Annotated in this window: 17 protein-coding genes; 10 read left to right on the top strand and 7 right to left on the bottom strand. The window is 69.9% G+C overall.

What is annotated here, in order from left to right; all coding sequences use genetic code 11:
- The first annotated feature begins 88 nt into the window (after positions 1 to 88).
- The 5 genes from DFR72_RS38170 (at position 89) to DFR72_RS38190 (ending at position 6,033) form a co-directional block, all read left to right on the top strand.
- Entirely contained in the window at positions 89 to 913 is an 825-nt protein-coding gene (locus tag DFR72_RS38170) for a glycosyltransferase (RefSeq protein WP_090071768.1), read from the top strand.
- On the top strand, positions 913 to 2,247 hold the full coding sequence (locus DFR72_RS38175; protein ID WP_090071766.1) for an NAD(P)/FAD-dependent oxidoreductase: 1,335 nt from the start codon (positions 913 to 915) through the stop codon (positions 2,245 to 2,247). The genes DFR72_RS38170 and DFR72_RS38175 overlap by 1 nt, the downstream gene beginning before the upstream one ends.
- Positions 2,223 to 3,179 carry a lysyl oxidase family protein gene (locus DFR72_RS38180; RefSeq protein ID WP_090071764.1) on the top strand — a complete coding sequence of 319 codons (957 nt, stop codon included), beginning with the start codon at positions 2,223 to 2,225 and terminating at the stop codon, positions 3,177 to 3,179. The genes DFR72_RS38175 and DFR72_RS38180 overlap by 25 nt, the downstream gene beginning before the upstream one ends.
- 394 nt (positions 3,180 to 3,573) lie before the next feature.
- The gene (locus DFR72_RS38185) at positions 3,574 to 4,647 is read left to right on the top strand and encodes a tryptophan dimethylallyltransferase family protein (RefSeq protein ID WP_281273464.1); all 1,074 of its coding nucleotides are present in this window, start codon (positions 3,574 to 3,576) and stop codon (positions 4,645 to 4,647) included.
- Between the two features lie 24 nt (positions 4,648 to 4,671).
- Entirely contained in the window at positions 4,672 to 6,033 is a 1,362-nt protein-coding gene (locus tag DFR72_RS38190) for a tryptophanase (RefSeq protein ID WP_090071762.1), read from the top strand.
- Between the two features lie 51 nt (positions 6,034 to 6,084).
- Here DFR72_RS38190 and DFR72_RS38195 read toward each other — a convergent pair whose 3' ends face one another.
- The 6 genes from DFR72_RS38195 to DFR72_RS38220 all read right to left on the bottom strand — a co-directional run bounded on the left by DFR72_RS38195 (position 6,085) and on the right by DFR72_RS38220 (position 12,996).
- Positions 6,085 to 6,693 (bottom strand): GTP-binding protein, encoded by a 609-nt coding sequence (locus DFR72_RS38195; protein ID WP_090071760.1) that lies wholly within the window; start codon positions 6,691 to 6,693, stop codon positions 6,085 to 6,087.
- Positions 6,674 to 7,051 (bottom strand): DUF742 domain-containing protein, encoded by a 378-nt coding sequence (locus DFR72_RS38200; RefSeq protein ID WP_090071758.1) that lies wholly within the window; start codon positions 7,049 to 7,051, stop codon positions 6,674 to 6,676. The genes DFR72_RS38195 and DFR72_RS38200 overlap by 20 nt, the downstream gene beginning before the upstream one ends.
- Complete coding sequence (locus DFR72_RS38205; protein ID WP_030475700.1) at positions 7,048 to 7,485, bottom strand: roadblock/LC7 domain-containing protein; 438 nt, start codon at positions 7,483 to 7,485, stop codon at positions 7,048 to 7,050. The genes DFR72_RS38200 and DFR72_RS38205 overlap by 4 nt, the downstream gene beginning before the upstream one ends.
- 25 nt (positions 7,486 to 7,510) lie before the next feature.
- On the bottom strand, positions 7,511 to 9,907 hold the full coding sequence (locus DFR72_RS38210) for a sensor histidine kinase (protein WP_245983816.1): 2,397 nt from the start codon (positions 9,905 to 9,907) through the stop codon (positions 7,511 to 7,513).
- 453 nt (positions 9,908 to 10,360) lie between these two features.
- Positions 10,361 to 12,268: an FtsX-like permease family protein gene (locus DFR72_RS38215; RefSeq protein WP_090071754.1), complete on the bottom strand. Its 1,908-nt coding sequence runs from the start codon at positions 12,266 to 12,268 to the stop codon at positions 10,361 to 10,363.
- Positions 12,268 to 12,996 (bottom strand): ABC transporter ATP-binding protein, encoded by a 729-nt coding sequence (locus DFR72_RS38220; RefSeq protein ID WP_090071751.1) that lies wholly within the window; start codon positions 12,994 to 12,996, stop codon positions 12,268 to 12,270. The genes DFR72_RS38215 and DFR72_RS38220 overlap by 1 nt, the downstream gene beginning before the upstream one ends.
- A gap of 92 nt (positions 12,997 to 13,088) precedes the next feature.
- Between DFR72_RS38220 and DFR72_RS46535 the strand changes: the two genes are divergently transcribed.
- The 4 genes from DFR72_RS46535 (at position 13,089) to DFR72_RS38235 (ending at position 16,626) form a co-directional block, all read left to right on the top strand.
- On the top strand, positions 13,089 to 14,234 hold the full coding sequence (locus DFR72_RS46535) for a sensor histidine kinase (RefSeq protein WP_211335671.1): 1,146 nt from the start codon (positions 13,089 to 13,091) through the stop codon (positions 14,232 to 14,234).
- A complete protein-coding gene (locus tag DFR72_RS46540) occupies positions 14,234 to 14,869 on the top strand; it encodes a response regulator transcription factor (RefSeq protein ID WP_211335686.1) in 636 nt (211 codons plus the stop codon). Before DFR72_RS46535 ends, DFR72_RS46540 begins: the two co-directional genes overlap by 1 nt.
- Before the next feature lie 72 nt (positions 14,870 to 14,941).
- A complete protein-coding gene (locus DFR72_RS38230; RefSeq protein WP_090071749.1) occupies positions 14,942 to 15,820 on the top strand; it encodes an ATP-binding cassette domain-containing protein in 879 nt (292 codons plus the stop codon).
- On the top strand, positions 15,817 to 16,626 hold the full coding sequence (locus tag DFR72_RS38235; RefSeq protein ID WP_090071747.1) for a hypothetical protein: 810 nt from the start codon (positions 15,817 to 15,819) through the stop codon (positions 16,624 to 16,626). The genes DFR72_RS38230 and DFR72_RS38235 overlap by 4 nt, the downstream gene beginning before the upstream one ends.
- A 3-nt stretch (positions 16,627 to 16,629) precedes the next feature.
- Here DFR72_RS38235 and DFR72_RS38240 read toward each other — a convergent pair whose 3' ends face one another.
- The gene (locus DFR72_RS38240; RefSeq protein WP_090071745.1) at positions 16,630 to 17,277 is read right to left on the bottom strand and encodes a DUF3558 domain-containing protein; all 648 of its coding nucleotides are present in this window, start codon (positions 17,275 to 17,277) and stop codon (positions 16,630 to 16,632) included.
- 450 nt (positions 17,278 to 17,727) lie between these two features.
- Here DFR72_RS38240 and DFR72_RS38245 point away from each other — a divergent pair, with 450 nt between their 5' ends.
- On the top strand, positions 17,728 to 19,029 hold the full coding sequence (locus tag DFR72_RS38245; protein ID WP_090071744.1) for an NsdA family TPR-like regulatory protein: 1,302 nt from the start codon (positions 17,728 to 17,730) through the stop codon (positions 19,027 to 19,029).
- The last annotated feature ends 26 nt before the right edge of the window (positions 19,030 to 19,055 follow it).

Genomic DNA, 19,055 nt, shown 5'->3' on the forward strand with positions numbered 1-19,055 from the left:
AACTCACCCAGGGCCGCACTCAAAGCTTTAGCACGCCGTGTCAATAATTCACGCCACCAACCACGAGCCACCGAAGAGGGGGCGTTGAGTGAGAGTCGACGAACACGGCATCCGGCATTCGGCCGGTGAACCGGTCGCGATCGTGCAGAAGCCGATCCGCACGTGTGGCGACGTGCACGTCGTCCTGCCCGCCTACAACGAGGCCGTGGCGCTGCCGTCCCTGCTGGCCCGCATGGCCCGCACCGACATCGCCGACCGGATCACGGTGTGGGTGGTCGACGACGGCTCGTCCGACGGCACCGGCGACAGCGCGACCGGCGTGCGCGGCCTCGACGTCCGCCTGGTGACCCACCCGGTCAACCTCGGACTCGGCCAGGCCGTCCAATCAGGACTGAGGGCGGCGCTCGCGGAGGCCGCTCCCGAGCACGTGCTGATCGTCATGGACGCCGACGACACGCACGACCCCGGCGTGTTCCCCGCGATGCTGGCCGAGATCAAGGCCGGCGCGGACGTCGTGATCTGCTCCCGTTTCGTCGCGGGCGGCGACGACTCGACGGCGCCGCAGTGGCGCAGGCTGCTCTCGCGCGGCGCCCGCGTCGTGTTCGGCAAGATCCTGCACTTCGACGGGGTCCGCGACTTCACCAGCGGCTTCCGCGCCTACCGGGTGAGCCTGCTGCGCCGGGCCACCGCGCACTGGGGCGAGCGCCTGGTCGAGGAACGCGGATTCGCCTGCATGGTCGAGCTGCTGCTCAAGCTGCGGCACTGCGGCCCGATCGTCAGCGAGATCCCGCTGCACCTGCGCTACGACCGCAAGCCCGGCGCCAGCAAGCTCCGGCTCGGCCGCACGCTGCGGCAGTACCTGCTCCTGCTCACGCGTGACCGCCTCGCGCCCGTGCCGTTCCGGAAGCTCTGATGCCCCAGCGCGTCGTCGTGATCGGCGGCGGCATCTGCGGCCTCGCCACCGCGCACCGCCTCGCCCGCGAGGGCATGGCCGTGACTCTGCTGGAGGCGAGCGACCAGCTCGGCGGTCTCGGCACGTTCTTCACCTCGCGGGGCCGGTCGGTGGAACGCTTCTACCACTGCGTGATGCCGACCGACACGGCGTTGCTGGCGTTGCTGGACGAGGTCGGCCTGCGCGAGAGCATCGGCTGGAACCCCACCACGATGGGCATGGTCGTCGAGGGCGAGCACCGCTCGTTCAACTCCGCGCTGGACCTGCTGCGGTTCCGGCCGCTGAGTCGCGTGAACCGGATCCGCTTCGGCGTGGTCTCGTTGCTGCTGCGCAGGCTGGGCAAGGGCAAGGACCTCGACGGGATGCGCACCGAGGACTGGCTGCGCGGTCTGTACGGCGACAAGATCTGGGAACTGCTGCTCGCACCGCTGTTCGGCGCCAAGTTCGGCGCCGCGTTCGGTGACGTGCCCGCGCTGTACGTGTGGCAGCGCCTGGGCCGCGAGAGCAACGAGTCGGTGCGCGGCTATCCGGCTGGTGGCTACAAGAGCGTGATCGACGCGCTGAAGGCGTCCATCGAGGCGCACGGCGGCGAGGTCCGCACCTCGGCCCCGGCCGGTCGGCTCGAAGCAGGCGAGGACCGGGTGCTCGTCACGCTGATCGACGGCGAGACGATCGAGGCGGACCACGCGGTCTCCACGGTGCCACTGCCGGCGTTGCGGTCCATCGCGGACCCCGGCCTCGCGCCGCTGCTGCCCGACGTGCAGCTGCCGTACCAGGGTGTCGTCAACACGTTGTTCTTCCTGCGCAAGCCGTTGTCCGGGCACTACTGGGCACCGGTGATCCGCTCGGGCACCGACTTCGACGGCGTGATCGAGATGACCCCGCTGACGGGCTCCGAGCGGTACGGCGACCGGCACCTCGTGTACGTCATGCACTACACCGACCGCGAGTCCGCGCTGTACCGCGAGGACTCCGGGAGCATCGCCCGCCGGTGGACCGAGCAGCTGCTGAGCCTCCACAAAGGACTCACGCCGGACGACGTCGACGAGGTGCGCGTGTTCAAGGCACCGTTCGTCGAACCGGTGTACCCGCTCGGCTACCTCACGAAGCGCCCGGCCGTCGAGGTCGGCGGCACCCGGCTGCTGCTCGCCACCACGGCCCACGTCTACCCCGACGTCACGAGCTGGAACTCCAGTGTCGAGCTCTCCAACTCGGTGACGGACACGCTCCTGCGCGCCGCCAGGAGCTCCTCGACCCAGGAGAACGTCGCATGGTCAGCAGATTCGGCGCGGTGATCGCAGCACTCACGATCACTGCGGTCAACCTCGTCTCCTCGCAGCACGTCCAGGCCGATCCGGCGCCGTTGCTGCCCGATCTCCGCCAGGCGCCCATCGGTTGCCCCGGCGGCCACGACGGTTCCCCGCTGCTGTGCCGCGCTTGGGACGTGTGCCTCGTGGAGGACGCCTCGGCGCCGCGCGGCAAGTGCATGTTCCGCGGCGGCAGCGCGCAGGCCGTGCGCCTGAGGTTCACCACCTCGATCGACAACGTGGGCGACGGCCCGTTGCTGCTGCACGCGCACCGCGACAGCACCGCCACGCCGACGATGAACGTGCGCCAGGCCATTCAGTCCGGTGTGGACGGTTCGATCGCCGGGTCGTACAACGAGGCGCGCCGCGAGACGACCTCCAGCGCCTACTACGAACCCGCTCCGACGCACACGCACTGGCACCTGCTCAACTTCGAGTACTTCCAGCTGCGTGCGCCCGACGGCCGCGTGGTCGAGACGGACCGCAAGAACGGTTTCTGCATCGGCGACCGCTACGAGGTCTCCGACGACCTCCCGAACCGGCCGACGGATCCCGCGACACCGGCGGGCCAGCTCGCGAAGCGACTGGACGGGCACATGTGCGAACACCACAACCCGTCCGCTTTGGACGTCATGTTCGGCATCTCGGTCGGTTCCGGCGACGACTACAAGCACGAGGTCGACTTCCAGTGGCTCGACCTGACCCACGTGAAGTCCGGTGTGTACGACGTCGTGAACGTCGTGAACTCCGACCGTGCGTTGCTGGAGAAGAACTACGACAACAACGCGTCGTCGATCGCGATCTCCGTGCAGTGGCCCGGCGGCGCGACGAACCCGCCCGCCACGATCGAAGAGGCACCGTCGGTGCGCATGATCCGCAGTTGTCCCGGCAAAGCGCGGTGCGCGAAGTCGAGCAGCTGAGCAGTTTCTCAACAAGCCCCAAACGGGGGTGTCCGCGCTGCGGGCACCCCCGTTTCTTTTGTACCGGGACAAACGGGCGCGATGCGGGCGCTTTACCACGAGGGCCACTATTGGCACAAACCTTACTCTGCGACACGATTAGCGGCCGCACATAGCACACCCGTGCTCGCAGACGCAATTGCCCGCAAGAACAGTCGAAACGGTCGCGTCAATAGACCGAGTGGTGCAATCTTCATCACAGCGCAGAGTGTCGCACGCAACCCCCTTGGCTCTTGACCTGGACATGTGGCGGGTTGAGAGAATTCACTTCGCGATTCCACCCCGTCAGGATTGCGACCCGAACTGATTCCCGGCCGATCAGGAGTGCCCCATCTTGAGCGCGCCAGTCGTCTCGTTGCACGATTTCGCCATTGGCCAACTACGCAACCTCCTGCGCGCCGTCGGTTTAGCGGGTTCAGCCAATACGGCGACAGAACTGCTGGGTGAGGCATTAGGACCCGGCTCCCGAGTGCCCCTCTCCGCAGTTCCCCATTGGCCCTCATTCGTCGCCGACGACCACTCCCCCGTTGAATTCTCGGTGGCTTTGGCTCAAAACGAACGGCCCGCCGTTCGCATGATCGTCGAGTCGCTCGCCGAGGAGCCCGGCAGGCAGGCCAACCTGGCCGCCGCGCTCGGCGTGCTGGACCGGCTCGCCGAGCGGTACGACCTGAGGCTCGGGCAGTTCGACCGGGTGCGCGACCTGTTCCTGCCGGACGACCCGCAGGGCGCGTTCGCGTTCTGGTACTCGCTGATCGTCCAGCCGTCGGGCGCACCGGCCGTCAAGGTCTACCTCAACCCCGAGACGCGCGGCCGCGACAGCTCGACCGGCCTGGTCGCGGAGGCACTCGCCCGGCTCGGCCTGGACTCGGCGTTCCCCGTCGTCGCCGAGCACGGGCTGCGGCGCGAGGGGCTGGACCGGTTCTCCTTCTTCGCCCTCGACCTCACGGACGAGAACCGGGCGCGGGTGAAGACCTACGTGTCGCACGACGACGCGATGATCGCGGACGTGGTGCGGGCCGCCGCGGCGACCCCGGACGTCGACCCGGTGCTCCTGGCGGACGTCTGCGAGCTCGCCCGCGGCGGTGACGGGCCGTTCTCCGGGCGCCCGCTGATGTCGAGCTACACGTTCCTGTCCGGCGACACGGACCGGCCCAGCGGCTACTCCCTCTACATCCCGGTGCGGGACTACGTCCAGGACGACCTGGAGGCCTGCGAACGCGTGCTGGCGATCATGGCGCGGTGCGGGCTCGACACCACGCCGTTCGTCATGGCGCTCGCGAGCCTCGTCCGGCGGCCGCTCGGCGACGGCGCGGGGCTGATCGCCCACGTGTCCCTGCGCCTGGGCCTGCCGAAGCCCGGGGTCTCGGTCTACCTGTCCTCCGAGGCCTACGACGTCACACCACCCCGCACCACCGCACTATCCGCTTAACGCTGCACCAGAAAGGCCACCGCCGTGGAGCCGTACCGCATCAAGGTCGTCGAGCCCATTCCGATCACCACCCGCGAGTACCGGGAACGCCGCTACGCCGAAGCCGGGTACAACCAGTTCAACCTCACGGCGGAAGACGTCACGATCGACCTGCTGAGCGACTCCGGCACCGGCGCGTTGTCCGCGGAGCAGCAGGCCGCCGGGATGCGCGGCGACGAGACGTACGCGGGATCCCGGTCCTGGTTCCGGTTCCGCGAGGTGACCGGGGAGCTCACGGGCTACGACCACATCCTGCCCGTGCACCAGGGCCGTGCGGCGGAACGGATCCTGTTCAGCGCACTGCTGAAGCCGGGACAGCTCTCCGTCAGCAACACGCACTTCGACACCACCCGCGCGAACGTCGAACTGGCGGGCGGCGTGGTGCGGGACCTGCCGTCGCCGGCCTTCGCCGACCTCGACAGCGACGAGCCGTTCAAGGGCAACATCGACCTGGAAGCACTCGAAGCGGTGCTGGAGGGGCCCGAGGACGTCGGCCTGGTGCTCATGACGATCACCAACAACGGCGGCGGCGGGCAGCCGGTGTCGATGGCGAACCTCAAGGCCGTGAAGAAGTTGTGCCGCAGGCACGGCGTGCCGTTCATCCTCGACGCGGCGCGGTTCGCCGAGAACGCGTGGCTGGTGACGCAGCGGGAGGAGAAGTACCGCGACCACAGTCCCCGCGAGGTCGCGAAGAAGGCGTTCCGGCTCGCCGACGGCTGCGTGCTGAGCCTGAAGAAGGACGGCATCGTCCACATCGGAGGGATGCTCGCGCTGCAGGACGCCGATCTGGCCAAGCAGTGCGAACTCCTGCTGATCGCCACCGAGGGGTTCAGCACGTACGGCGGGCTGTCAGGCCGCGACCTCGACATGTGCGCGCAGGGCCTGCTCGAGGTCACCGATCCGCTGTACCTGCGCGAGCGGGCCGAGGCCACCGCGTACCTCGCCGACTGCGCGCGTGAGGCCGGTGTGGACAGTGTGCGGCCGGCAGGTGTGCACGCGGTCTACCTCAACGCGGGCAGGCTGCTGCCGCACATCCCGCCGAGCCGCTTCACCGGCCACGCTCTCGCGTCGGAGCTCTACCTCGCGGGCGGGATCCGTTGTGCCGAGGTGGGTTCGCTCTACCTCGGCGACATCGACTCCTCCGGCGACCTGATCACGCCCGCGCCGTTCGAGCTGGTGCGGCTCGCGATCCCGCGCCGCGTCTACACCCGCAGCCACCTGGAGTACGTGGCGGAGACGCTCGCGTCCATCGCCGAGAACCCTGAGCGAGTACCCGGTTACCGGCTCACCGAGGTGCCGCCGATCCTGCGGCCGTTCCGGTGCCGGCTGGAGCAGGTCAAGCCGTAGCAACAGCCGAAGCCCTTGGCGTACAACGCCAAGGGCTTCAGCAAGGTCAGATCAGGCCATCACGTCGAGCCGGTTCATCGCGTGCTCGATCACGCGGACCAGCACCGCCTTGCACGACTCCCGGTCGCGGGCGTCGCACAGCACCAGCGGCACCGTGTCCGCGACGTCGAGCGCCGCGCGCATCTCCTCCGCCGTGTAGGAGTGGCTGCCCTGGAAGCAGTTCACCGCCACGACGAACGGGATGCCCCTGCGTTCGAAGAAGTCGATCGCGCCGAAGCCGGCGTCGAGCCTGCGGGTGTCGACCAGCACGACCGCGCCGATCGCGCCGATCGCGAGCTCGTCCCACAGGAACCAGAAGCGGTCCTGGCCCGGTGTGCCGAACAGGTAGAGGACCAGTTCGGGGTTGATCGTGATGCGGCCGAAGTCCAGCGCGACCGTCGTGGTGGTCTTGCCCTCGACGCCGTAGAGGTCGTCGATCTCCTCGCCCGCCTCGGTGAGGAGTTCCTCGGTCCGCAGCGGGGTGATCTCGCTGACCGCGCCGACCATCGTGGTCTTGCCGACGCCGAAGCCGCCGGCGACGACGATCTTGACCGACGAGGGGACGAGGAGCTCTTCCCCGCCCTGCCCGGAACCGGGCCGATCAGATTGCACGGACACCATCGAGCACCTTCTGGAGTAGGTTCATGTCGACCGGGGCCACCGTGGTGGCCGGGCCGCTGGTGATGACGTCACCGCGCTGGATGAGGTCGCTCAGGAGCACCTTCACCACGACGAGCGGCGCGTGCAGGTAGGCGGCGACCTCCGCGACGGAAAGCGGCTTCCGGCAGAGTTTGATGATCTCCAGGTGCTCCACCGCCAGCGTGCCCTGGTCCGTCGTCGTGCGCAGCGACCGGACCTGGGTCGTCAGGGTCAGGTCCTCGCCGGCGGGCTTGGGCCTGGTGCGGCCGCTCACCATCGCGTACGGGCGGACCATGGGGCCCGCCGCCTCGTCGTACCACCAGTCGGAGGAGTTGCTCATGACAGTCCGAGGGGGTTGGGCATCCTCGGTGACGCCAGTGTTCTGGGCGCCGACGAGAGGTACGCGCCGACACGCTTCACGAGCATGTTCATCTCGTAGGCGATCATGCCCATGTCCGCGTCCTCGTCGCCCACCACCGCGAGACAGGCGCCCTGCCCCGCCGCTGTGACGAACAGGTGCGCGCGTTCCATCTCCACGATGGTCTGGCGGACCTGTCCACCTCCGAAGTGCCGTCCGGTGCCGCGAGCGAGGCTCTGGAACGCCGACGCCATCGCCGAGAGGTGGTCGGAGTCGTCCTTGGAGAGCTCGGGGGAGTGGGCGAGCAGCAGGCCGTCCGCGGAGAGCACCACCGCGTGCCGGGCACCGACCACTCTCGCGACGAGGTCCTCCAGCAGCCAGTTGAGCTCGGGGTGCCCGCCGGTCAGGTCGTCCACGGAAATAGCCCTTTCAGTTTCGTGATCACGGTTCCACGACGTCGTCGGCCTGGCGGGCGTTGCGCGTGCCCTGCTGGAAGGCGGACATTCCGTCGCGGGTGCGTTCCGCCCGTTCCTCGGGGTTGAACTCCGCGAGTTCGGGCATCGGCCTGGGTTCGTCGTTGGCCAGCTGCGGTACGAGGTGCTGCTGCCGCCTGCGGCGGGGCAGCTCCGGCCGGGTGTTCTGACGCGTCGTCGCCTCACCTTCCGCCGGGTCGTCGGCCGGCCAGACCCCGGCCAGGCGGTCTTCCCGGGGCAGCTCGATGTGTCCACTGCTGCTGTCCAGGTCCCTGTCCGGGCCTGGGTCCAGGTCGTTTCCCACTGCCCTCCCGGCCCAGAAGTCGTCCAGGCGGAAGGTCTCGGTGGGCTTCTCGCCGTGCCGGGAGTCGCGCACCAGGTCGCCCTGCATCGGCACCGAGGCCTCCAGGGCCTCCGGTGACCGCGAGGCCTGCTGCAGCGCCTGCTGGCGGAACGTCGGCTTGGGCATCTGCTGGGAGTCCGCCGGGTCGGCCGCGCCCACCTCGCCGACGATCAGCTCGGACGGGATCAGGACCAGCGCGATGGTGCCGCCGGACGGGCAGTCGCGCAGCTCGACGTGGATGTTGCGGCGGGCGGCCAGCCGGGCGACGACGAACAGGCCCAGGCGGGACTCGCCGCGCAGCCTCATCGCCTCGAAGTCCGGCGGCGCGGCCAGCATCTTGTTGTGCAGCTCGCGGTCGTCGGGCTTGATGCCGAGGCCGTGGTCCTCGATCTCGATGACGAGGCCCTGCGGCACCTCGCTGCTGTGGATCTCGACCTGCGAGCGCGGCGAGGAGAACGACGTCGCGTTGTCGACGAGCTCGGCGATCAGGTGGATGGTGTCCGCGACGGCGGCGCCGACCAGCGCGACCTCGGGCACCGGGTTGACCTTCACGCGGGCGTACTGCTCGGTCTCCGCGACGGCGGCGCGCACGACGTCGAGCATGCGCACGGGCTTGCGCCACTGCCTGCCCGGCTGCTCGCCGGTCAGGATGATCAGGTTCTCGGCGTTGCGGCGCGCGCGGGTGGCGAGGTGGTCGAGCTGGAAGAACGCGTCGAGGTGGTCGGGGTTCTCCTCCTCGCGCTCCAGCTTGTCGAGGATCTTGAGCTGGCGGTGCACCAGGCCCTGGTTGCGGCGGGCGATGTCGAGGAAGACCCGGTTCACGCCCTCACGGGTCTGGCTCTCCTTCACGGCCGCGGCGACGGCGGTGTACTGCGCGGCGTTGAACGCGTCCGCCACCTGCCCGATCTCGTCGTTGCCGTAGTCGAGCGCGGGGACCTCGGCGGCGACGTCGACGTGCTTGCCCTCGCGCAGGCGCTCGACGATGTCCGGCAGGCGTTCGTGCGCGAGCTTCAGGGAGTCGCTCTTCAGGCTGATCAGACGGACGATCAACGCCTTGTTGACCAGCCGGTTGGAGACGCGCACCGCGACGAAGATGCCGGCGATGACCGCGATCAGGGCGATCAGACTGCCGATCAGGACGGTGGTGAACTTCTCCTTGCCGTTCGCCATGGCGATGTTGACCGCGCCGGTGGACTGCTCCTGCACCATCGTGGTGAGTTCCTGCGACACGGCACGGGTGGCGTTCTCGTAGTCCGCCAGCGTGACCTGCTGCCCGACGGGCCGTTCCGCGTTCTGCAGCAGGCGGTTCTCCAGGGTCACCAGCTGCTGGTACGGCGCGCTGCCGGTGAGCTGCTTGAAGTGCTCGCGCACGTTCGGCAGCGAGGTGGGCTCGATGACGTTGAGCGTGAAATGGTACGCGCCGACGAGGCTGACGAACTCGCGGTGCTCCTCGGGCGTGAACCTGCCCGTGACGATCGCACCGGCGGCGATCGAGCTGGACCGCGACATGGCGTCGGAGGCCTGGAAGTACTGCAGCGCACCGAGTGCGCCCTGCACGGTCTCGGCGTCGGGCACGATGCGGGCCTGCGTGCCGAACAGCGAGCCACCGGCGTCGAGCACGCTGTTGTAGTAGCGGTAGACCTCGTCCTTGGACGTGGCACCGGACTCCAGGCGCTCACGCTGTTCCGGCAGCTGGTCGAGCAGGCCGTTGAGCTTGTTGATGCCGTCGACGATCTCCTGCGGCGCCTGGGAGGCGAGCTCCGCGAACGCCGACTTCATCTGCTCGACGTCCTTGTCGGTGTCCTGCTGCTGCTTGAGCAACGCCGACGTGCTCGAGCCGGACCGGCTCAGGCTCGTCATGGACAGCTCGCGTTCCTTCTGCAGCGACGCGAACGACTGGACGGCGGGGATCGACGCGTCCCGCGCACCGGAGGCGACCAGCTGGAGGTAGAGGCCCTCGAACACCGTGTAGGACGAGAACAACGCCCACATGGCCAGAAGGACGACGCTGGGAACCACCACGACACCAGTGAGCCGGGAACGAATTGTCTTGTAATTCGTCTCAGGCACGTTCTTCAGCTTCACAACGCTCCACGACCACCCGAATTGGCGACGGAAAGATAACACCACATGATCAACATGACCAACAGCGATGATCTTGAGGGGGTGAGTGCAGAGTACTCAGTCGGATGCGCAACGCAACACCCCCCGTTCCGAGGACCGGTCGCACCGTTGTGGTGGAGGAACACGCTCTCGCAGGCAGGACGGCCGGCGTGACCGAGCGGGCGAAAGGATGCCGAGCTGGGCTTTTGCTAACTGAACTGTGGAAACGCGGCGCTATTGACGGCGAACTTGACAGCGGCGCACGGCGTCTTCTACGCGAGAACGGAGCGCGACCAATCGTCGCTATCCGTCACCAGCTCTTATTCGGGAATTCGCATGACGATCACGGCGACCGGCCGTGATCATCACAGGTCATTCCTCGGTCGGGATCAGCGAGACCGGCCTCTGCCGTGTCGCTGAGAACGCGGTGATACCGCTGGTCACCGCCACAACGGCGAGAGATCCGGTCGCGACCACCGCGAGGAGCGTCCAGGGAACGCGCACGACGGCGACGCCGATCGCGGCGCGGACGGAACCGCCGATGCCCGCCAATCCCGCACCGGCCACCGCGCAGCCGAGCGCCAGGCCGATGACCGCCACCGAAGTGGCCTCGGCCACAGCGGTGCGGACGACCTGGGGCCTGCTCAGCCCGGACACCCGGAACACCGCGAACTCGCGCCGGCGTTCGGCGCAGGCGACGACGACCGAGTTCACGACGGCCATCAACGCGTAGAGCCCGGCCAATCCCATCAGCACCGAAAGTATCTTCATGTTTTCTGCCTGATTTCTGCCCGCTCGTGCTTCCGCCCAATCCGCCACGGTGCTCACCTCACCGATACCCGCCCGCTCGATCCGTTCGGCGACGGCACCGGGGTTTTGTTCCGTTTCGACCTGGACGACGGACTCGGTCGGCGCGTTCTCCCAGACCCGCGGAGGCAGAATCCGTCGCGGGACCACAAAGTTCTCGCCAGGTTCGAGCGTCTCCGGAAGTCCTCCGACGACGGTGAGGCTCAGCGGTATTCCTTCAACCTGGGCGGTGAGCACCTCGCCGGCCCGGATCCATTCGGAGTGCTGGGCGGGGCCGACGAAAACGGTGTCTCCGGTGAGTGCGTTCAAGTCACCGTTCGCCGGCACGAGGGTGTGCGTGCGCGCGTAGTCAGCGGCGTCGACCGCGATGATCCCGGAGTAGACGCTGCGCCGCTCCCCCGCCGTGATCGTGATGTCCACGGTGTTCTGGCGGGACGCGACGGCCACCCCCTCGATACCGGGCAGCCGTTCCGCCTGCGCACCGGTGGAGGTGACGACCAGCTGGCCGTTCACCGATCGTTTCGCCTCCTCGCCACCGGCGGCGGCGAGCGAGCCGAACGTGCCCGCCAGCCCGAGCAGCAACGAGACCAGCACGATCAGCGGGGACGCCGTGGCCGCGCTGCGCCGCACCCCGTCCCGCAGCGAGGCCACGACCAGGCTGCCGGGCAGGAGCAGGCCGAGCAGCCAGGCCGTGAACGGGACGACGAGCGGGCTCAGCGCGCTCATGGCGACCGCGCCGACCATGGAGATGCCCAGCGCCGCCAGCATCGCGCCGATCAGGTTCGCGCCGTGCGCCCACACCGCCATCGCGACCGTGCAGGCCGCGCTGGACAGGCCGAGCAGCCACCGGGAGGTCGTCATGACCCTGCCGGCCCTCCCGGTCTCCCGCAGTGCCTCCAGCGGCCGGATCCGCGCCGCCCGCAGCGAGGCGGCGAACACGCCGGTCAGCGCGACGCCGACACCGATGACCCCGGCGACGGCCACCGCCTGCCACCGCCACGGCGCCGCGAACCAGTCCGGCAGCAGGCCGATCCCCACGAGCAGCCACGTCTGCGCGTGCTTGGCGACCAGTCCGATCGGCACCCCCAGTGCCGATCCGACGAGGCCGAGCAGCACGGACTCGGACAGCAGCAACACCCGCACCTGGCCGCGGCTGCCCCCGGTGAGCCGCAGCAGCGCGAGGTCGCGGCGGCGCTGGTCGACGGTGAAGGCGAACGTGGAGCTCACGATGAAGACCGCGAGGAACATGGCGAGGAACGCCGTCATGCCCATGACCGTCGCCGCGCCCACGAACCCTTCGCGGATCCGGTCGTGCTCCTGGCGGGACAGGCCTTCCGGGATCCGCGGCTCCCCCGTGGCGACCAGCACCATGAACGACGCCTGCACGAGCGCGACACCGACGGCCACGCTGAGCACGGCTCCCGCGAACAGCTGCCACCGCTCGAGGAACGTGCGGAACGACATCCGGAGCATCAGCTCTCCAGCCGGGCGAGGCGGTCGGCGACCTGGTGCGTGGTCGGCCCGTCCAGCCGGTCCGCGATCCGCCCGTCCGCGAGGAACACCACCGCGTCGGCGCTGGCCGCCACCGCGGGGTCGTGCGTGACCATGACGATGCTCTGACCCGCGCCGCGCACCATGTCCCGCAACAGTTCCAGGACCACCTTCGCGGAGTGCGAGTCGAGCGCGCCGGTCGGTTCGTCGGCGAACAGCACGGCGGGGCGGGAGATCATCGCGCGGGCGATGGCGACCCGTTGCTGCTGGCCGCCGGAGAGTTCGCGCGGCCGGTGCGTGGCCCGGTCCGCGAGCCCGACGCTGCCGAGGACACCGCGGACGTCCTTCCTGGACGCGCGGATCCCGGCCAGCCTCAACGGGAACGCCACGTTCTGCTCGGCGGTCAGCGAGCCGATCAGGTTGAAGTTCTGGAACACGAACCCGATCGTCCGGCGGCGCATCTCGGTGAGCACGCCGTCCGGTGCCGTGGTGATGTCCCGCCCCGCCAGCACGACACGGCCGGTCGTGACCTGGTCCAGCCCCGCGGCGCAGTGCAGCAGCGTCGACTTGCCCGACCCCGACGGCCCCATGATCGCGGTCCAGGTACCGGCCGGGCAGGCCAGGCTGACGCCGTCGAGCGCGGCGACACCGGTGTTCCTGGCCCCGTGGAAGCGGGTGACCTGGCGCAGCTCCACGGCTGGAAACGACATGGGAGAACTCAACCGCGCGCTCGGGGCGGAGTCACTGGTGTTGACGTCCGCTTCCGGGGTAGCAGAACTACTACCCGGCTACGGTGGTCCTGGTGGGGGAACGCACGATCTGGGAAGCCGTGGGACGGTGGCGGTTCCTGCTGAGCAGCTGGCCGTGGCGCGCGGTGGCGTACGTTCTGAGCACTCCGCTGGCCGCCGCGGCGAGCCTTGCGGTGCTGCCGTTCGCACTCGTGGGCGGGCCGCTGGCGGCTCGTCCCGTGGTCGCGGTGGAACGCCGGCGGTTGCGGCTCGTCCGGGCGGCTTCCGCCGGTGGCCCGGTTTCCTGGTGGGACGTCGCCCATCTGCTCGTGGTGGTGCTCCTGGCGGTGCCGTCCCTGGTGCTCGGGCTGGCACTGGTGCTGGTGCTCGCGTTGATCGCCGGCCCGTTGTTCGTGACACCGGACCGCGTTCTCGCCCTCGGGTTCGGGGAGGTGCGCACGGTGCAGGAGGCGGTGCCGTTCGCGTTGACCGGCTTGGCGCTGCTTCCGTTGCTGCTGTACGTGTTCGCCCTCGTCGCCGGTGTCCACTCGACGGTCGCGCGGGCTCTTCTGCACCCGTCCGGCACCCGACTGCGGACCGAGCTCGTCCAGGTCGCGCAGTCGCGCGAACGGCTCGTCACGGCGTTCGACGCGGAACGGCGCCGCATCGAGCGGGACCTGCACGACGGTGCGCAGCAACGGGTCGTGAGCCTCGTGATGCAGCTGGGCATCGCGAAACTGGAGCTGCCACCGGACTCCCCCGCCGCCGAGTCCGTCGCCGGTGCCCACGCGCAGGCGAAGCAGCTGCTGGTGGAGCTGCGGGAGTTCGTCCACGGCATCCACCCGCAGGCGTTGTCGGACCTGGGTCTGCCCGCCGCCCTGCAGGAGCTCGCCGACCGCTCGCCGATCCCGGTGACCGTGCGGTGCCACGTCCCCGCACGCCCGTCCGGCACCGTCGAGAGCGCGGCCTACTTCGTGGTGACCGAGGCCCTGAGCAACGCCGCCAAGCACAGCGGGGCCACCAGGATCGAGGTCGCGGCGTCGTTGCGGCACAACGTCCTCACCGTGGAGGTCACCGACGACGGCCGCGGCGGCGCGGACACCGGGCACGGCAGCGGCCTGACCGGTCTGGCCGACCGCTGCGCCGCCCTGGGCGGCACCCTGTCCCTGTCCAGCCCGGAAAACGGGCCCACCACCGTGCGAGCGGAGTTCCCGTGCTGATCCGCACAGTCCTGGCCGAGGACGGCGCCCTGCTGCGCGAAGGCCTCGCGGCGTTGCTCGACCGCTTCGGCTTCCAGGTGGTTGCGGCCGTGGCGGACGCCGACGCGCTGGTCGCCGCCGTGACCGACCACGCCCCGGACCTCGTCGTCACCGACATCCGCATGCCACCGGGGTTCTCCGACGAGGGGCTGCGCGCCGCCGTGCGACTGCGCCGGACCCGCCCGGACCTGCCCGTCGTGGCGCTGAGCCAGTACGTCGAGACCGGCTACGCCGCCGACCTGCTCGACTCCGGCACCGGGGCCGGAGTCGGCTACCTGCTCAAGGACAGGGTGGGCGACGTGCAGGAGTTCGTCGCCGTCCTGCGGCGCGTGGCGGCGGGTGGCACCGTCGTCGACCCCGACGTGGTCCGCACACTCCTGAAGCGCAACCCGCTGGCCGGTCTCTCCAATCGCGAGCGCGAGGTCCTCGGCCTGGTCGCGGAGGGCTACGCCAACGCGGGCATCGCCCATCACCTCGTCATCTCCGAGGCGGCGGTGAACAAGCACGTCGGCAACATCTTCACCAAGCTGGGCCTCGCGCCCGGCGAGGACCGCAACCGCCGGGTGCTCGCCACGCTCACGTACCTGCGCGGGTGAACGGCTGTGCAACTGCGCCGCGACACGGCGAATCAGTCCACGACGGACAGTGACTACCGCTACGGTGGGTAGGTGCTTGCAGCGTGGGGGCTGACCAAGGCCTATGAGGGTCGCACCGTCGTCGACCAGGTGGGGTTCGAGCTCCAGCCGGGCACCGTGACCGCCTTCCTGGGGCCGAACGGCGCGGGCAAGTCGACGACGTTGCGCATGATCACCGGACTGACCCGGCCCGACCGCGGCCAGGCGACGGTCGCGGGGCGCGCGTTCACCGCGTGGCCCAACCCGTCCCACGTCGCGGGCGTGCTGCTCGACGCGGCGGCCGTCCACCCGGGACGGAGCGGCCGGAGTCACCTGCGGATGGCCGCGACGCTGGCCGGCGTGCCCGCTCGCAGGGCCGACGAGGTCCTGGAGGTGCTGGGGCTGGCCGACGCCGCCACCCGCAAGATCGGCAAGTACAGCCTCGGCATGCGGCAGCGGCTCGGCATCGCGCACGCGCTGCTCACCGATCCGCCGTTGCTCGTGCTCGACGAGCCCATCAACGGTCTCGACCCCGAGGGCATCCGCGCGGTGCGCAACCTGTTGCGGGGGCACGCTTCCCGGGGCGGCACCGTGCTGCTGTCCAGCCACGTGCTGTCCGAAGTGGACCAGACGGCCGACCGGGTGCTGGTGATCGGCGGCGGGCGCATCGTGGCGGACGGGCCGCTGGCGAGCCTGACCACGTCGTCCCGCTCCCTGGTGCGCGCCAAGGACATGAACCGCCTGGCCGAGTCGCTGCAGCGGGGTGGCATCGCCGTCCAGCCCGCGCCGGACGGCTTCATCGCCGCGCACGCGCCGGTCGAGAAGATCTCCGACGTGACGTTCGCCGCGGGAATCCCGTTGCTGGGCCTGCGCGAGGAGCAGATGAGCCTGGAAGACCTGTTCTTCCGCCTGACCAGTGGAGGTAGGTCATGACCGTCGGTCATCCGGCCGCGTGGCAGCAGCAACAGCAACAGCCTCCTGCCGCACCCGGCCCGTGGGCCGCCCGCGCCGCCCGATCGTCGTCGTTCTGGCGGCTGGTGGCGGTGGAGGCGCGCAAGCTCGTCGGCACGCGGTCGGACAAAATCGTGATGGCCTGCGCGCCGGTGTTCCTGCTCGGGCTGATGGCGCTGTTCACGTTGCTGCAGACGAACCTCGCGAGCGCGGGCAGGCAGCTCCAGCCGATGCTCATGGTGATCCAGCTCGGCCTGCTGCTGGTCTTCGCGACCGTGATCAAGCTCGTCGCGGGCGAGTGGCAGTACAAGAGCGTGCAGCCCACGCTCCTGGTGCAGCCCTCACGCCTGCGTTACCTGCTGGCGCAGGGCACGGTGCTCGCCGGCGTGTGGCTGGCGTGCTCGCTGTTCACGTTCGTCCTGTACCCGCTGATGATCAAGAGCGCGGCGCAGGGGATCAACCACAACTACCTGCTCGGCTCACGGCCGGGCTGGGTGCTCGGCGTGACGATGCTGGCCACCGCGCAGGTGCTGCTCACGGCGTTGATCGTCTCGCTGCTCATCCCGAACACGGGCGGCTCGCTGACGGTGTTCTTCGTCGTCGTGCCGCTGCTGGCGGTGGCCCGCCTGGCGCTGCCGGAGGTCTTCGGGCTGATCTACCCGCTCGAGGCGGCCTGGCACATGGCCGGTGACGGCGCGGGGTGGCCGCAGACGATCTCGTCGCTGGTGGTGTGGCTGACGCTGCTCGCCATCTCGCTCGTGGTGCTCAGCAGGCGCGACGCGGGCTGAGGCTCAGCCCGCGCGGCTGCCGCCGTTCTCGTCGAGCAGCGGCAGCAGCTTCTCCGCCGCTTCCTTGGCCCTGGGGCAGAAGTCGCGCAGGGCGCGGTCGATCGGCTGGTCGACGTCCTGGGCCGACAGCGCGATGCTCTCGTCGAAGTCCATCGAGGCCGTGACCTCGAACGGCTGCTCGGAGCCGGTGTCGACGGTGACCGTGCAGCTGTCGTTGACCGAACCGGCGATCTTGGTGACGGCGTAGTAGCGGTCCAGCAGGATCGACCGCTGGAAGTAGCCGCCCGCGCCGAGGTCACCGTTCCAGGCGTCGGAGAAGTACTGGGCCCGCGACTTGCGGTTCGACATCGGGCTGAACAGGTGGATCGAGAGGTTCCCCCACGACTCCCGCGCGTTGCAGCCGCCGCCCATGCCGTCGGCGGGCTTCGACTCCAGCCCGAGCACCGACTGGAGGTCGCGCGGAAGCGTGCCGCACTTGTTGTCGAAGACGGCGGGCCGTGACTTCACGAAGTCGAGGTTGTCGTAGTTGACCGCCTGCGGGTCCAGCGCCGGTCCTGGCGAGGCCACCGGCGGTTCGGGCGGCGCGGTGCAGGCCGTGAGAGCCGCGATGCAGGCCAGTAGTGCGGTGTAACGGATCGTGCGCGTGCCCATGCCGTTCAGTTCAGCACATCCGTGATCTTCTGGCGCCGATTCGGCGCAGTTGACCGGGTGCACGACCGGGTGACGCGTGGTCAGGAGGGCGCGCCCGTCCAGTCCCTGTTCACTCTTCGGTTCCCCTTCTCCACGTTTGTCTGTGGCGGCAGGACTGAGCCCCCAGCCCCGGCCTGCCGCCACACCCCCCAGAAACCGGACGACGTCTTGCGTGCCGTCCGGAACCAGCATGTCCCGCAACGGCTCCGCGGGGCAGGGGTCTCCCGTCTCCCGATCACGGAGGCGACGGGAGACGCCTGGGATTCGGCCGGGCGGCGGATCAGACTCGGAGGCAGCCAGGCGTCCGCCGACGCCGGCGCTCCGGGGGGACTGGGCCTGCGACCAGCGGCTCAGTAGTCTGCAACGGTCGATTCACCGGCCGCTGGGAGCGGCGGTCGAGGGCGGGGACGCATGGCTGAGCAGTCGGATGTCTTTGGGGTGGAGCTGCGGCGCCTGCGCACCGCGGCGGGCCTGTCGCTGGCGGCGCTGGCGCAGCAGGTCCACTACAGCAAGGGCTATCTGGGCAAGATCGAGACTGGATTCAAGCAACCAGGTGTTGATCTGGCCCGGCGCTGCGACGCGGTTCTCGGAGCCGGTGGACGTCTGGCAGCCCTGGTGGACCAGCCCGCCCCCGCGAGCCCGCTCGCTGCCGTCGCGGCCGACGGCGACGGCGAAGTGTGGGTGATGAGCATGGCTCCGGACGGGTCGAGCTGGATGGTTCCGATGCCTCGGCGCGAGGCGATCGCGGCGGGCGCCGCCTCGTTGCTCGGACTGACGCTGGGCGCTCCCCGCGCCGCCTCCGCGAGCGCGGCCCACGACGGCACCCTGGCGGCGTTCCGCTCGTTGTTCACCGAGGTCAGGAAGCTGGGGCAGACGACGAGCCCCAGCGTGGTGCTGCCGATGGTCACGGTGCACACCCACACGTTGCGCGGCATGGCGAACGGCGCGCCCACCCCCGTGCGCGAACAGCTGCTGGGGCTCGCCGCCCGCTACAGCGAGTACGCCGGGTGGATGGCCCAGGAGGCCGGTGACGACAGGGCCGCGATGTGGTGGACCCGCAACGCCGTCGAGATGGGCGCCGCGGCCGGTGACACCGAGATGGCCACGTACTCACTGATCAGGCAGGCGCTGATCACGCTCTACCGCGAGGACGCCGCAGGCACCGTCGACCTGGCCCGGCAGGCGCAGGCCGCACCCGGCACCTCCCCCCGCGTGCAAGGGCTCGCCGCGTTGCGCGAGGCCCAGGGCCACGCGCTGGCCTGCGACTACGACAACTGCCGCCGCGCGCTCGACCGCGCCGCCGTCCTGCTCGCCAGGGCCGACACCGCCGACGGCATGACCATGGGCTCGGCCTCGGTCAGCGGCGCCGACCTGATCAGCCTCGTCGAGGCCTGGTGCCTGCACGACCTGGGCCGGTCCCGCCAGGCAGCGGACGCGTTCGACCGCCAGCTGTCCCTGGTGCCGGACAGCGCCCACCGCACCCACGCGCGCTTCGGCGCCCGCCGTGCCCTCGCCTACGCCAGCGCAGGCGACATCGACCACGCCAGCGCGTTGACCGCGAAGGTCCTCGACGCCGCCGACCTGGTCGACTCGGCCACCGTGCGCCAGGACCTCAAGCAACTCGCCCGCCTCCTCGGCCGCGAGCGCAGGCAGGCCTCGGTCAGCGAGGTCTACCCCCGCCTCAACGCGGCCCTGCGCAGTCAGCTCCACTAACGATTCACCGAACACAGCACGATGGG

The sequence above is a fragment of the Lentzea flaviverrucosa genome, from assembly GCF_003350445.1.
Lineage (GTDB): Bacteria > Actinomycetota > Actinomycetes > Mycobacteriales > Pseudonocardiaceae > Lentzea > Lentzea californiensis.